The 14,034-nt window shown below is 69.0% G+C and carries 16 protein-coding genes; 10 read left to right on the top strand and 6 right to left on the bottom strand.

Annotated features, from left to right (window positions below; genetic code table 11):
- The first annotated feature begins 157 nt into the window (after positions 1–157).
- The 6 genes from queA to ABMY26_RS24280 all read left to right on the top strand — a co-directional run bounded on the left by queA (position 158) and on the right by ABMY26_RS24280 (position 7,740).
- Positions 158–1,216, top strand: a complete 1,059-nt coding sequence (queA, locus tag ABMY26_RS24255; protein ID WP_372397177.1) for a tRNA preQ1(34) S-adenosylmethionine ribosyltransferase-isomerase QueA — start codon at positions 158–160, stop codon at positions 1,214–1,216.
- Positions 1,213–2,427: a tRNA guanosine(34) transglycosylase Tgt gene (tgt, locus tag ABMY26_RS24260; protein ID WP_372397178.1), complete on the top strand. Its 1,215-nt coding sequence runs from the start codon at positions 1,213–1,215 to the stop codon at positions 2,425–2,427. The genes queA and tgt overlap by 4 nt, the downstream gene beginning before the upstream one ends.
- Positions 2,420–2,884, top strand: coding sequence for a preQ(1) synthase (queF, locus tag ABMY26_RS24265; protein ID WP_045580710.1), 465 nt, complete (start codon positions 2,420–2,422; stop codon positions 2,882–2,884). Before tgt ends, queF begins: the two co-directional genes overlap by 8 nt.
- Positions 2,885–2,933: 49 nt before the next feature.
- A complete protein-coding gene (gene queG, locus ABMY26_RS24270; protein WP_372397179.1) occupies positions 2,934–4,016 on the top strand; it encodes a tRNA epoxyqueuosine(34) reductase QueG in 1,083 nt (360 codons plus the stop codon).
- Positions 4,009–5,211 carry an enhanced intracellular survival protein Eis gene (gene eis, locus ABMY26_RS24275; protein WP_372397181.1) on the top strand — a complete coding sequence of 401 codons (1,203 nt, stop codon included), beginning with the start codon at positions 4,009–4,011 and terminating at the stop codon, positions 5,209–5,211. Before queG ends, eis begins: the two co-directional genes overlap by 8 nt.
- A 123-nt stretch (positions 5,212–5,334) precedes the next feature.
- Entirely contained in the window at positions 5,335–7,740 is a 2,406-nt protein-coding gene (locus ABMY26_RS24280) for a methyl-accepting chemotaxis protein (RefSeq protein ID WP_372397182.1), read from the top strand.
- Positions 7,741–7,799: 59 nt separating this feature from the next.
- Here the strand turns inward: ABMY26_RS24280 and ABMY26_RS24285 are convergent, their stop codons facing one another.
- The gene (locus ABMY26_RS24285; protein WP_372397183.1) at positions 7,800–8,279 is read right to left on the bottom strand and encodes a CYTH domain-containing protein; all 480 of its coding nucleotides are present in this window, start codon (positions 8,277–8,279) and stop codon (positions 7,800–7,802) included.
- A 161-nt stretch (positions 8,280–8,440) separates the two neighbouring features.
- Between ABMY26_RS24285 and ABMY26_RS24290 the strand changes: the two genes are divergently transcribed.
- Positions 8,441–8,677 (top strand): hypothetical protein, encoded by a 237-nt coding sequence (locus ABMY26_RS24290; RefSeq protein ID WP_372397184.1) that lies wholly within the window; start codon positions 8,441–8,443, stop codon positions 8,675–8,677.
- Between the two features lie 111 nt (positions 8,678–8,788).
- On the opposite strand, the gene ABMY26_RS24295 is transcribed toward ABMY26_RS24290, so the two are convergent.
- Together ABMY26_RS24295 and ABMY26_RS24300 are read right to left on the bottom strand one after the other, a co-directional pair.
- Entirely contained in the window at positions 8,789–8,944 is a 156-nt protein-coding gene (locus ABMY26_RS24295; protein ID WP_045580715.1) for a DUF3309 family protein, read from the bottom strand.
- Between the two features lie 184 nt (positions 8,945–9,128).
- Positions 9,129–10,049: a GNAT family N-acetyltransferase gene (locus tag ABMY26_RS24300; protein ID WP_372397185.1), complete on the bottom strand. Its 921-nt coding sequence runs from the start codon at positions 10,047–10,049 to the stop codon at positions 9,129–9,131.
- A 109-nt stretch (positions 10,050–10,158) separates the two neighbouring features.
- On the opposite strand from ABMY26_RS24300, the gene ABMY26_RS24305 reads away from it, so the two are divergent.
- Together ABMY26_RS24305 and ABMY26_RS24310 are read left to right on the top strand one after the other, a co-directional pair.
- Positions 10,159–10,710, top strand: coding sequence for a hypothetical protein (locus ABMY26_RS24305; protein WP_372397186.1), 552 nt, complete (start codon positions 10,159–10,161; stop codon positions 10,708–10,710).
- 247 nt (positions 10,711–10,957) lie between these two features.
- Positions 10,958–11,239, top strand: a complete 282-nt coding sequence (locus ABMY26_RS24310) for a hypothetical protein (RefSeq protein ID WP_372397187.1) — start codon at positions 10,958–10,960, stop codon at positions 11,237–11,239.
- A gap of 34 nt (positions 11,240–11,273) precedes the next feature.
- Here ABMY26_RS24310 and ABMY26_RS24315 read toward each other — a convergent pair whose 3' ends face one another.
- Positions 11,274–12,221: a phosphatidylcholine/phosphatidylserine synthase gene (locus tag ABMY26_RS24315; RefSeq protein WP_372397188.1), complete on the bottom strand. Its 948-nt coding sequence runs from the start codon at positions 12,219–12,221 to the stop codon at positions 11,274–11,276.
- Positions 12,218–12,916, bottom strand: a complete 699-nt coding sequence (locus tag ABMY26_RS24320; RefSeq protein ID WP_372397189.1) for a phosphatidylserine decarboxylase — start codon at positions 12,914–12,916, stop codon at positions 12,218–12,220. The genes ABMY26_RS24315 and ABMY26_RS24320 overlap by 4 nt, the downstream gene beginning before the upstream one ends.
- A 130-nt stretch (positions 12,917–13,046) precedes the next feature.
- Here ABMY26_RS24320 and ABMY26_RS24325 point away from each other — a divergent pair, with 130 nt between their 5' ends.
- On the top strand, positions 13,047–13,517 hold the full coding sequence (locus ABMY26_RS24325) for a hypothetical protein (protein ID WP_372397190.1): 471 nt from the start codon (positions 13,047–13,049) through the stop codon (positions 13,515–13,517).
- Positions 13,518–13,543: 26 nt separating this feature from the next.
- Here the strand turns inward: ABMY26_RS24325 and ABMY26_RS24330 are convergent, their stop codons facing one another.
- Complete coding sequence (locus ABMY26_RS24330; protein ID WP_372397191.1) at positions 13,544–13,984, bottom strand: DUF29 domain-containing protein; 441 nt, start codon at positions 13,982–13,984, stop codon at positions 13,544–13,546.
- Positions 13,985–14,034: the final 50 nt, after the last annotated feature.

Consider the following 14,034-nt stretch of genomic DNA (forward strand, 5'->3'; position numbering starts at 1 on the left):
CCCGCCGTTGGCGGGAGAGGGGGCAGGAGTCTTGTCGGATTGCGGCGGCAGTCCCCTCTCCCGCGGAACGCGGGGGAGGGTTAGGGAGGGGGCATAGGTCCGGCACGCCCCAAACCCTTCCCATCCGCCCGCAGTTCAGTCTATAGCTGCCCCCTCCATGAAGACCGCCGATTTCGACTTCGACCTGCCGCCCGACCGGATCGCCGAGCATCCCGTCCGGCCGCGCGACGCCGCCCGCCTGCTGGAGGTGGGTTCGACCTTGCGCGACCTGACCCTGGGCGACCTGCCCCTGCGCGACCTGATCGTCCGCGACCTGCCCGCGCTGCTGCAACCGGGCGACCTGATGGTCGTGAACGACACCCGCGTCATCCCCGCCCGCCTCGACGGCCGGCGCGGCGAGGTGGCGGTGGAGATCACGCTGCACAAGCGGTTGGGCGAGCGGGACTGGGCGACCTTCTCCAAGCCCGGAAAGCGGCTGAAGCCCGGCGACGTCATCCGGATCGCCGAGGATTTCAGCGCCGAGGTCGTCGCCAAGGACGGCATGGAGGTCCGGCTGCGCTTCTCCGCCGGCGGGGCGGAGCTGATGGAAGCACTGCACCGCCATGGCCGGATGCCGCTGCCGCCCTACATCCGCCGCAAGGCCGACGAGGGCGACGATGCCGATTACCAGACCGTCTTCGCCGCGCGAGAGGGCGCCGTCGCCGCCCCCACCGCCGGTCTGCACTTCACGGCCGACCTGCTGGCGGCGCTGGACGACCGCGGGGTGCGCCGCGTGCCGGTCACCCTGCATGTCGGCGCCGGCACCTTCCTGCCGGTGAAGGTCGACGACATCGCCGACCACAAGATGCACAGCGAGTGGGGCGAGATCCCGCCCGAGACCGCCGCCGCGGTGAACGAAACGCGGGCGGCCGGCGGCCGGATCGTCTCGGTCGGCACCACCGCGCTGCGCATCCTGGAGACCGCCGGGCGGCCGGACGGGACGCTGGTCCCCTTCAGCGGCGACACCGACATCTTCATCACCCCCGGCTACCGCTTCCGCATCGTCGACCTGCTGTGGACGAACTTCCACCTGCCGAAATCGACCCTGTTCATGCTGGTCTGCGCCTTCGCCGGCTATGACCGCATGCGGGCGGCCTACGCCCACGCCATCGACCAGAACTATCGCTTCTTCAGCTATGGCGACGCCTCGCTGCTGCACAGGACGGACCCATCATGACCGGCATCGGCTTTGACCTTCTGGCGACCGACGGGCGGGCGCGGCGCGGCCGCGTGACCACCGCCCACGGCACCATCGAGACGCCGGCCTTCATGCCGGTCGGCACCGCGGCGACGGTGAAGGCGATGACCACCGATGCGGTGGCCTCGACCGGCGCGGAAATCCTGCTGGGCAACACCTACCACCTGATGCTGCGGCCGACGGCGGAACGGGTTGCGCAGCTGGGCGGGCTGCACCGCTTCATGAACTGGGACAAGCCGATCCTGACCGACAGCGGCGGCTTCCAGGTGATGAGCCTGTCCGACCTGCGCACCATGTCGGAGGAAGGCGTCACCTTCAAATCCCACCTGGACGGTAGCCGCCACCACCTGACGCCGGAGCGCTCCATCCAGATCCAGCACATGCTGGACAGCAACGTCACCATGTGCCTGGACGAGTGCACGCCCTTCCCGGCGACCGAGGCGCAGGCCGAATCCTCCATGCGCCTGTCGATGCGCTGGGCCCGGCGCAGCAAGGACGCCTTCGTCGAGCGGCCCGGCTATGGCCTGTTCGGCATCGTCCAGGGCGGCATCTATCCGGAGCAGCGGGCGGAGAGCGTGGCGGCCCTGACCGACATCGGCTTCGACGGCTACGCCATCGGCGGGCTGGCGGTCGGCGAGGGGCAGGAGACGATGTTCCGGGTCCTGGACTTCACCGAGCCGCTGATGGTCAAGGACCGCCCGCGCTACCTGATGGGCGTCGGCCGGCCGAGCGACCTGATCGGCGCGGTGCGGCGCGGCGTCGACATGTTCGACTGCGTGATGCCGACCCGCTCGGGCCGCACCGGTCAGGCCTTCGTCCGCCGCGGCACCATCAACATCCGCAACGCCCGCCATGCCCATGACGACCGCCCGCTCGACGCCGACTGCGGCTGCCCGGCTTGCCGCAGCTACAGCCGGGGCTATCTGCATCATCTGTTCAAGGCCGACGAGATGCTGGGGCCGATGCTGCTGACCTGGCACAACCTGCATTACTATCAGGATTTGATGCGGACGATGCGGCAGGCGATCGCCGACGGCAATTTCGAGGAGGTCGCCGGCGCCATGGAAGCCCGCCTGACCGAAGGCGACGTCGAAGCGACGCTGGACCCCATCGCCAAGCCCGGCAAGCCGCCGAAACAGGGCCGCCCGCCGAAGAAGGACCGGGTGGCAGAGGACAAGACCGATGAGTGAGAACATCTACGCCAACCTGACCCAGCTGGGCGGCGCCACCGTCCAGCCCAGGACGCCGGAAGAGGCGGTGCTGGAGCGGGTGCCCAACCCCAACCCCGGCGATCCCTATTGCGTGCGCTTCACAGCGCCGGAATTCACCTCGCTCTGCCCGATCACCGGCCAGCCGGACTTCGCCCATCTGGTCATCGACTATGTGCCCGGCGACTGGCTGGTCGAGTCGAAGTCGCTGAAGCTGTACCTGACCAGCTTCCGCAACCACGGCGCCTTCCACGAGGCCTGCACGGTCGGCATCGGCAAGCGGCTGGTGGACGAGCTCGCGCCGGTCTGGCTGCGCATCGGCGGTTACTGGTATCCGCGCGGCGGCATCCCGATCGACGTCTTCTTCCAGACCGGCGAGCCGCCGAAGGGCGTCTGGATCCCGTCGCAGGACGTCCCGACCTACCGTGGCCGCGGCTAAGCCCACCATCCCATTTTCCGCAGGCCCGGCCGCGGCCCCGGCCGCAGCCATGGCCATCGCCCCGGCGCGGCTGCGCGACGCCATCCGCAACCGGGCGCTGGCAGCCGGATTCGACGCGGTGGGCTTCGCCCCCGCCGCCCTGGGGCCGGAGGCCCGCGAGCGCCTCGCCCGTTTCATCGCCGAGGGGCGGCACGGCGACATGGGCTGGATGGCCGAGCGCAGCGACCAGCGCAGCCATCCGCAAGCCCTGTGGGAGGAGGCGCGCACCGTCATCGCGCTCGGCACCAGCTACGCCCCCCATGAGGATCCGCGTCGGCTGCTGGAGCATCCAGACCGCGGCATCGTCTCGGTCTATGCCCGCAACCGCGACTATCACGACCTGATCAAGGGGCGGCTGAAGATGCTGGCCCAATGGCTGGCCAGCAGTAAGGCCCATGGCGCCAAGGCGGGGGTGAAGGTGTTCGTCGACACCGCACCGGTGATGGAAAAGCCGCTGGCGGCGCAGGCCGGGCTGGGCTGGCAGGGCAAGCACACCAATCTGGTGTCGCGCGACCATGGCTCCTGGTTGTTCCTGGGCGAGATCTACACGACGCTGGAGCTGCCGCCCGATCCGCCGGGGCGCGACCGCTGCGGCTCCTGCGACCGTTGTCAGGTCGCCTGCCCGACCGCCGCCTTCCCGGCGCCCTACCAGCTCGACGCCCGGCGCTGCATCAGCTACCTGACCATCGAGCACAAGGGGCCGATCCCTGACGAGCTCAAGCCGCTGATGGGCAACCGCATTTATGGCTGCGACGATTGCCTGGCCGTCTGCCCCTGGAACAAGTTCGCCCGCGCGACGACCGAGCCGGCTTTCCTGCCGCGCGCCGAGCTGACGGCGCCGCGGCTGGCCGACCTCGCCCAACTGGACGATGCCGGCTTCCGTCAGGTCTTCAGCGGCTCCCCGATCAAGCGCATCGGCCGCGACCGCTTCGTCCGCAACGTCCTGGTCGCCATCGGCAACAGCGGCGACGTCCGCCTGCGCCCGGTCGCCGAGACGCTTCGGCTCGATGCCAGCGACGTGGTGCGCGAGGCGGCCGGCTGGGCAGCGGCCCGGCTGGCCCGGCTCGACGAATCGGAGGCGGCGGATGGCTGATTTCCCGGACCGGCAGGACATTCCATCTCCCCCGGACTACGGCCCGGCCCATCCCGACGAGTTGGACGACATGGCCCGGCTGGCGCGGATGGGATTCGGGCTGTCGCGTGACCTGTTCGACCGCTACGCGGCGCTGTTCGGCATCGACGGCATCCGGCGGCTGCGCCTTTCCCGGGGAGGCCGCTCCAGCGTCGTCGCCTGCGCCGCCCACTGGATGATGGACCAATGGTTCGGCGGACGGCCGGTCCCGGTGCAGGCGGTCGCCATGGTCGCGGTGGATCCCGCCCTGCGCGGGGCCGGCCATGGCAGTGCGATGATGCGGGCGTTGCTGATGGAAGGGCGTGCGGCGGGGGCGGTGCTGTCGGTCCTCTGCCCCGCCACCCTGCCCTTCTATCGCCGCCTCGGCTATGGCCGTGGCGGCGTCACCTGCCAATGGAGCGCTCCACCCGCCGCCTTCGACCTACAGGCGGGCTTGGCAGGGACGGCGCCGCTATGGCCGGCCGATCCGCTCGACGCCGGGCCGCTCGCCGCGCTGCGCCGCCCCCTGCTGGCCGACGGCAACGGCCTGCCGGAGCGGACGGAGGCATTGTGGACGCTCGCCCTCTGTCCGGATGGCGAGCCGGCCGACCTCTATCGGAACGCCGCCGGCTATATCGCCGTCATGCCACCGAAGGACCGGCGGTTGACCGTCGCCGACGTCTGCCTGCCGGCCGGCGAGGCAATGCGGCCGGCGCTGGTCCTGCTGGCCGGCTATCGGGCCCAGGTCGACCGGGTCGTTTGGCCGGGCGGTCCCGACGACCCGCTTGCCCTCATGGCAGGAGACGGGGTGACGCTGGACACGCGGGAGGACTGGCTGGTACGCCCGTTGGACGTCGTCCGGGCACTGGAAGCGCGGGGTTACCCGCCGGGGCTGGAGGAATCCGCCAGTTTCGAGCTGAAAGATCCTTTGATTTCCGATAATTGCGGATTGATTCACCTTGAGGTTGCTTCTTCCGAAGCAAAAATCTCCAAACTCGCGCAAGTTACCGGCTCCCCGGCACAGATGGGCATCGACGCCTTCGCCAGTTTGTTCACCGGACATGCAAGCGCTCGCGCGCTGTGGCGGGCAGGAATGCTTCATGGTGAAGAAAAGATGATCGACCGCCTGCACCGCATATTTTGCAGCGCACCAGCCTGGATGCCGGATCGCTTCTGAAATAAGGCGATTTCCTGACCTGAATCAAACCGGTCGTTAACCGCGATGTGGTTCAATCGAATCCATGATTCAGGGGAGGAGCGTCGCCCGCAGAGGCAGACGCCATCGGGGAGTCCACCATCCATGACGATCGGAACACGGATTGCGCTCGGTTTCGCCACCGTGCTGCTTCTGACCGTTGCCGTGGCGTTCGTCGGCTGGAGCAGCCTGAGCACCTACGCCGAACGCGTCGATCTGGCCGCCCATACCGCCGACCTCGATGCCCGGCTGAAATCCGTCCGGCTGGAGGAGGCGCGCTTCGTCACTGAACGCGACGCCAAGGCCGCGGCCAATGTCCCCGGCATGCTGGACGCCCTGCAGGCGGAGGCGCTGGCCACCCGGGCCGCCCTGATCGACGGCGAGGGACGGCGCCTGCTGGACGAGGTTCGGTCGGGCATCGACGGCTACCGCGCCGCCTTCACCAATTTCGTCGCCCAGGACGGCGAGGCGCATGCCCGCACCGCCAGCATGGAGACGCGCGCCCGCGCGCTGCGCGAGATCGCGGAAAAGATCGGCAAGCAGCAGTCGGAGCGCTATGACCTGAACATGGCCAGCCAGCGCGATGCCGATGCCGAGCTTCGCCACAGCATGGACACGGCCGAGCGGGCCAACCGCATGATCGAACGGGTGCTGGAGGTCCGCCGCCAGCAGAGCGAGCTGAGTCGCAACGGCGAGGAGTCGCTGGCCGGCCGGATCGTGGCGGATCTCGACGAGCTGGTGCAGACCACCGCCACCGTCGCCAAGGATCTGGTCGGCACCAATGACGAGGAGTTGGCGGCGCGCATCGCCGACGACACCCGCGCCTTCCGCGACACCGTCCAGGCGCTGCAAAGCAGGGGAGCGACGGCCCTGGCCGGTGCCGGCGTCGCCGCCGGCCTGGACGAGGCCGCGCGCGGCGTGCAGGAGCGCGCGATGGAGCTTCAGCAGAATCAGGCCATGGTCACCGAGGCGCTGCGCGAGGCGTCCAAGTACGCCCAGAGCGAGGTGAACGAGGCGGTGATGCTGCGCGGGCTGGCGATGCGGCTGGTCCAGGGCGCACAGGCGGCGATGCTGGGCCAGCGCGACTTCCTGCTGACCGACGCGGCGGAGTCCAAGACTGCGGTGACCGCCGCGGTCAAGGACATGCTGGACCTCGCCGGCAAGGCCGGTGCCGTCCTGGTCGACCAGGAAGGCCGCGCGCTGATCGCCGCCATCACCGACGCCGCCCACGCTTTCGACTCCGAATTCGCAGCGCTCTCGGCGGCCATCGCCAAGCAGCACGAGGCATCGCTCGCCATGGCCCAGGCCTCCGCGACGGTCAGCGGGCAGGTCGGCCGGCTGGTGACCCTGCAACGCGAGGATCGCGAGGCCGGCCGCGCCAGCGCCGGCATGGTGATCGCCGTCGGCGCCGCGGTGGCCCTGCTGTTGGGCGCACTGATGGCCTGGATCATCGACCGTGCCATCACCCACCCGTTGCATGCGATGACCGGCGCGATGGGCCGGCTGGCCGAAGGCGACCTGTCGGTCGACATTCCCGGCGGCGACCGCAAGGACGAGTTGCGCAACATGGCCGACGCCATGACCATCTTCAAGGACAACGCCCTGGAGATGCGCCGGATGGAGCGCGAGCGGGAGGAGATGCGCGTGCAGATCGACGCCGACCGCCGCCGCACCATGAACGAGTTCGCCAACGGCTTCGAACAGGCGGTGTCGGGCGTGGTCCTGTCGCTGACCGACTCGGCCAATTCGCTGGGCCGCGACGCACAGGAGATGTCGTCGGACGCGGCGTTGACGACCGCCAAGTCGACCGCCGTCGCCACCGCGTCCCAGCAGGCGACCGCCAACGTGCAGACCGTCGCCGCCGCCGCGGAGGAGTTGTCGGCCTCCATCGCCGAGATCTCGCGCCAGCTCAACGCCAGTTCGGCCACCGCGTCCGGCGCCGCGGACAAGGCGGTGCAGACCAACGGCATCGTCGAGGGGCTGTCGCTCGCCGCCGAGCGGATCGGTCAGGTCGTCGGGCTGATCGGCGAGATCGCCGAGCAGACCAACCTGCTGGCGCTCAATGCCACCATCGAGGCCGCCCGTGCCGGCGAGGCCGGCAAGGGCTTTGCCGTGGTGGCGACCGAGGTGAAGAATCTCGCCGGCCAGACCGCCAAGGCGACCGAGGAGATCTCCGCCCAGGTCGCCGAGATGCAGACGGCCACCACCAGCGCGGTGGAGGCGATCCGCACCATCTCCGACGCGGTGACCGCCATCAGCGGCACCGTCACCGAGATCGCCCAGGAAATGGAACAGCAGGGCAGCGCCACCCGCGAGATCGCCCAGAACGTCCAGCAGGCGGCCGAGGGCACCCAGCAGGTGATGCGCAACATCGCCGAGGTGACCACCGCAGCGACCAAGACCGGCGGCGCCGCCGACGCCGTCCTGGATGCCAGCCGCACGCTGGCCGCCCAGGCCGACCGCCTGCGCGGCGAGGTGCAGGGCTTCCTCAACAAGGTGCGCACGGCGTAGCGGGAGTCATACCGGCGCCGGCCGGTGCTGGCCAGCGCCAGCGCCGGCGGCAAGACGCCTTAAGCCGCCTCGGCCGGCCAGCACCGGATGGGTGTGCGGGACAGGGCCGAATTGCCGTAGGCGCGCAGCGTGGTGACCTCGGCGCCGATCCAGTCGGGCAGCGGCACGGTCTGGTCGGGGTCGTCCAGTTCGACTTCGGCGATCACCAGACCGGCATTCTCGCCATGGAAGACGTCGATTTCCCAGCACAGCCCGTCCTGGCAATGGCGGTATCGCGTCTTCTCGATCGTCCGCCCCGTGCAGCGATGGCGCAGGAGTTGCCGCGCGAATTCGAGCGGCAGAGGATGTTCCACCTCGTCGCGGCAGGCGCCGCGCTTCAACGACTTGATGGTCAGGGTGGCGCCGCCTTCCGCGATCCGGACGCGGACCGTGCAGGCGCCGTCGGACGGCAGGTATCCCTGCACAATTCGGACACCGTCCCGGCAGAGATGCCGGACATCCTTGCGGACCAGGAAGCGCCGCTCGATTTCCAGTGCCATGACCAGGCCCCTCGGACGATCTCACCGAAGACCTTAGTCGAAGATCGGCGCGGCCTTCAATCTCGTTGCCCCCGTGTGCAGCGCAATGGAGACCGCACACGCGCACCTTGCGATGCGGCGTTCGGTCGCAAGATTCAGGGAAAGGATGCTAAGCTGGACCGATGAACGCCCAACTTTCCGACGCCCTTCCCTGGCTGATCCCGTTCGCCTTCTATGGGCTGCCGCTGCTGCATGTGGCGCTGTCGCGACGTGGCGGAGGCTGGCGTCCACCAGCGGGATCGCGTTGCCCCTTCGGACCGCGCGCCGGCTGGCTGGTGATGGTGCTGATGCTGGGGCCGGTCGGATGGCTGATGTTCGCGCTCCGCCGGCCTCGCCGCGTGCGCGGCCGCCAGAGCTGACCGCACAGGGCCGGGGCGCCCGATCGGGGGCACGGATACGTTCGCAGAACCAAGCTGTTGGAGCATCGCGCGCTTCAGGTCGACCGCATGATGCTCCAACCGCCGGACGGATCAGATCCGCCCCATCAGCAGCAGCACGATCATGACGATCAGCAGCACGCCGAGGATGCCGCTGGGACCGTACCCCCAGCCGCGGCTGTGCGGCCAGGCAGGGACGGCACCGAGAAGCAGCAGAATCAGGATGATGAGCAAAATCGTGCCGAGCATGGCCTTCTCCCTTCCGGTGGAGCTTTCATAACGGGCAAGCGGAACCTGAACGGGTTCCGGAGAGGATTGTTCCTGTCCGGCTCGAACGTGACCGTCCGCCACCACCAAGGGAGGACGCGGCGCCTCCGGCGCTCCCCGAACGCGATATGCCCGGTCTTTCGGGATGCCGGCTGCGGGGGTGGCCTCAGCCCGGCGGCCGGTCCACCCGGTACAGCTCGTCGACGAAGCTGGCGAAGGCCGCGATCCGGCGGCGCATGAAGGCGAGCATGGCGGGGGTGCGCGGGAAGCTGTCGATCCGCCATGTGCTGTCCGGGCCCAGCCGCTCGGCAGCGACCTGATGGACACGATGGAACATCAGCAGCAGCGGGCCGATATGCTCGATATCCCGGCGCACCGCGGCACCGTGATACCAGACGGTGTCCGGGGGCTCCAGCCGCGCGAACATCCAGCCCGCAACGACTCCGTCCCGGCGCACCATCCAGCTGTTGTCGGGCCAATGTTCGAACTGTGCGGCCATCGCGAAGGGGCTGAAGTCCGCATCGATGGCCCCGGCTGCGATCAGCCGTTCCACCTCCGCCCGGTCGTCCGGCGTCGCGTCGCGCCAGAGCGCCAGGCCGTAACCGCGCAAAACCCGCAGCGCCGGAGAATGTGCCTCCGCCCAGTCCAGGACCGCCCGCGGCGTGCCGGCTGCCCGCATCGATTGTAGCACCGGTTCGCCCCAGCCCTGCCGGCGCAACAGCCCTTCGAATGCCGTCCGCGCCGGCAGGCGGGAGGAGTAGGTGGCGGTCAGCCGCTCCCCGGCAGGAACCGCAGCGGCCAGCGCCTCCATCAGCCGCCCCCCGACCCCACATCGCCGCCAACCGGAAGCGACCGATACCGACAGCAGTGCTGTCCCCTCCTCCTGCCGGCGCGCCAGGATCAATCCGGCGGGGATGTCGCCGACCCAGGCGCCGAACGCGACTGTGCCCGTGCCGACCGGCGCCAGGAAGCTGCGGTATGCCGGATAGGTCAACCGGGCGAAGGCGTACCCGTCACCCTCCAATGCCGCGATTCGGAGATTGGGAAAGGCTGCGAGCTGAGGGTTGGCAGCGAACGGGTCGGTCATTGGCTGGACAATCGTATCGGAGCGGGAGGCCGCAGGTTCCACTTGCTAATCATGGGATTGCAAATTGTATGCTTTCCAACACAAGCCGCCGCTACGCGAGACGACCGCCATGACCGCATTCCTCAGCATCGCCGACAAGCGCCACATCGAAGAAGCAGCCGCCGATCCCGCGGTGCGCTCCAGCCTGCTCAGCGACCCGCGCAGCGGCATGGAGCGGATTCTCGGACGCCCGCTCGGCGATGTCGGCATCCGCCTGCACGAGGAACCGGCCGGCGCGATGTATTTCGCCCTGCCGGCGCCGGGCCAGGGCGGCGCCGTGCCGGAAGCCAGGACCCGCCGCCAATTCTTCGAGAACATGCTGTTCGAGATGGCGGAGCGCAGCCCCGCACTGCTGCGGCAGGCCGAGGCCGATCCGCGCCGCATGTTCTTCGACCTGACCGGCAACGACGTCGACCTGCCCCCCGGCCACCAGCCGGTGATCTTCGCCGACGGGCCGTCGGAAATCCATGTCGTGCTGCCGCAACCCTCCGAATCGATCGAGGACGAACTGCCCGACGACCTGCTGGAGTTCGTTGCCGGCGGTGCGCCGTCCCCTTGCAACAGCCGCGCCGGCGAAAACAAGAGCTCGGTAGCCGCCGGCTTGGACAAGCTGTCTTTGTAAACGGGCCGTCTCCGGCAAGGTTGACCGGCCGGCGGCAACACCGTAGGGTGGCGGGCATGAACGCGCTTCGTCTCGACGGCATTCTGCGAATTAGTGGCCCGGCTCTCCTTTGAGGGCCGGGGATTTTCCACGCCCATTCCGCAGACCCGATTGAAGGCCTGACCGCGTCATGTCCACCCTCCTGAACACGGTTTCCACCGCCACGGCCCCTGTGGCTGTCCCTGCGTCCACTCCGGACGCCCGCCCCATGGCCCCCGGCCGTCAGGTCGCATTCTCCCTGCTGGCCGATGCCGATCCCGGCACCCTGCCCCGCATCCTGGAACTGGTCGCCAAGCGTGGCCACGTCCCCCTGTCGCTGCGCAGCGACTGCACCGGCGATAGCCTGGCGATCGAAATGAAGGTCGGCGACCTGCCGCAGGCGGAAACCGATCACATCTGCCGCTGCCTGAGCCAGATCCCCATGGTCGCACGGGTCACGGTGACGGATATCACCGCGGACTCCGCCGCATTGCTGGCTGCGGCGGAGTAACCATCGCCCGGTAGCCATCCGGGCCGGTCGCCAGTCAGGCCGGCCTGGATGGTTCCCTGTCGCCCGCCGGCCCTTCCGGTACGGTGGCGGTGCCATCCGCCTTGTCCATCGTCGTATCGGGACCGGTATCCGCTCCGCCCTCCGCCGAGGTCTCGACGATCTCGGTGCGCATCAATTCGGCGGCATGCTGCAGCTTGCGGAACTGGATGACCGAAAAAGGCAGGGTCGCCATATAGGCCAGCCCGACGATCGACAGCGTCCACCAGGGCTGGCTGACCATCATGGCCGCCAGCAGGCCGACGCCGGCCAGAGCCGGGACCACCCAATGGGCCGGCACGCGGGCGCCCTTGAAGGAGAAGGTCGGCAGGATGCTGACCATCAGCCCGCCGATCAGCAGGGTCCAGGGCACGATCACCGCCGGGTGGCCGGGCAGGTCCGGCCCGATCTCGAAGCCAAGGATCATCGGCAGCAGCACGAGGCCGGCACCGGCCGGGGCCGGGACGCCGGTGAAGTAGTTGTAGGCCCAGGGCGGCAGGTCGACGACGCCGAGTCGCGAGTTGAAGCGGGCCAGACGCAGGGCGCAGCACACGGCATAGGCCATGGCGGCGATCCAGCCCAGGCTGCCCGCCCCGTTCAGCCCCCACAGATACATCATGAAGGCCGGCGCCACGCCGAAGCTGATGGCGTCTGACAGGCTGTCCAGCTCCGCGCCGAACTTGCTCTGCCCATTCAGCAGGCGGGCGATCCGGCCATCCAGCGCATCGAGGATGGCGGCGATGACGATGGCGATGACCGCCGGCTCCCACCGCTCCTGCATGGCGAATCGGATCGCCGTCAGGCCGGAGCAGAGCGCCAGCACCGTCAGCACGTTCGGCAGCAGGTGATTGATCGACAATCCCTTCAGCCGCGGGTGCGGCCGTCCGGGCCGGCGCACCCGGCCCGGACGGAAGATCTGCTGGCGCAAGCCGGGGGGGCGCTTCATCGCCGGACGTCCCCCTGCCGCTGCGGCTCGGTGCCGTTCAGGTCGGCCAGGATGGTCTCGCCGCCGATGGCGGTCTGGCCGACGCAGACCAGCGGGGCGACGCCGTCGGGCAGATAGATGTCGGTGCGGCTGCCGAATCGGATCAGGCCGAACCGCTCGCCGGCCTTGACCTCCTGCCCCGGCTTCGTCCACCACAGGATGCGCCGTGCCACCAGCCCGGCGATCTGGACATAGGCGATCTCGCGCCCGTCGGGCAGGCGCTGGCGGAAGGCCATCCGCTCGTTCTCGTCGCTCGCCTTGTCCAGCGCCGCGTTGACGAAGGTGCCCTTGTGGTATTCTGCCGCCACGATGGTGCCGTCGGCCGGCACGCGGTTGACGTGGACGTTGAAGACGTTGAGGAAGACGCTGATCCGGGTCAGCGGCTGGTCGCCCATTCCCAGTTCCTTCGGCGGAACGGCGGGGACGATCATGGTCACGCGCCCGTCGGCCGGACTGACCAGCAGGCCGGGCCGGGTCGGCGTCACCCGGTCGGGGTCGCGGAAGAAGTAGGCGCACCACAGGGTGAGGACCAGCCCGATCCAGCCGAGCGGCGCCCAGACGGCGAGGCCGAGGACCAGGGAGACCACGGCGAAACCGGCGATGAAGGGCCAGCCGGCACGGTGGATGGGGACGACGACGGTATCGATGGCGGACATCGCCTGCTTTCTTCGTATTTCAGACCACAGCGAACAGCCATTCTAGACGCCCGTTCCCGGCCTTTACAGAATTTTAGCAGGCGAAGCCCATGCTGTCGTCTCCATCGCCCCAGAAGCCGAGCGTACCGCCTTGTCCGTTCCCGATCTGAAGACCATTCAATCGCTGGCCGAGGTGCCGGATGGCGCCCTGCCGATCACCCCCGGCTCGATCGTGATGACGCCGGAAGGGGTGCTGGGCATCGCCAAGCCGCCGCGGCCTTCCAAGCTGACCTTCATGGCCGACGGCCTGCCCTTCAACGTCGCCGTCCGGCACGAGGGCGAGCAGGAAGGCGGCGGCTCGATCTGCCAGATCTGGGCCGATGTCGGCCATGTGCCCTACACCGCCCAGGCCCCGGAACGCCGCCGCGCCCTGCTGGCGGTCCTGCGCGGGATCGACGGGCTGCCGCATGTCCGCTTCATCGTCCAGGGTGGACAGAAGATCATCCTGTTCTCGGAAATCAGGCTGGAACACCACGCCTCGCCCGAGGATCTGTTCCACCAGACCATCCTGGTGCTGCAGGAGGCGCGGCCATTCCTGCGGCTGCTGGGCGAGTATCTGTAAGCCGGGGCGGCGGCGCCACACGCCGCTCAGGCTTCCGGCCAGAACGACGCGCTCATCATCTCGGCAAAGCTCCATGGGCACTCCGCCGGAAATTTCGCTTCGTCCAAGCCCGTCCTGATAACGGCCTCCAACCGCGCCATGCAATATGCGCCGATCAGCACATCATCCAGCTCGCCTGCCAAGCTGGGGCTATCACTTAAAAGATACCCAATTCGCCTGCGGTCGAGGGTGATCCTTGACTGCCAGGAGCCGCAGCGTCCGCCCGTCAAACGAGTCCAAACCAGCAGGTGCCGAAGAAGCGCGCACAGGCTGTCGCGCAGTTCGCGCTTCTCATGGCGGGCTATGCTCTCGATCTCCTCGGCGATGTTCTCGATGTCCGCCGCGTCGAGCTTGCCGGCCCGCAGGAGAGCCGCCTGTTCAATGGCCCAGGCGTAGAAATCGCGGTCGTAGAGGCTGCTTCCGTCCATGGCCCACCCCCGTCATATCGACGTGCGCGTGACCGGCCGGAGGCGCTCCC

This window comes from Azospirillum sp. HJ39 (genome assembly GCF_041507355.1).
Classification (GTDB): Bacteria; Pseudomonadota; Alphaproteobacteria; order Azospirillales; family Azospirillaceae; genus Azospirillum; species Azospirillum thiophilum.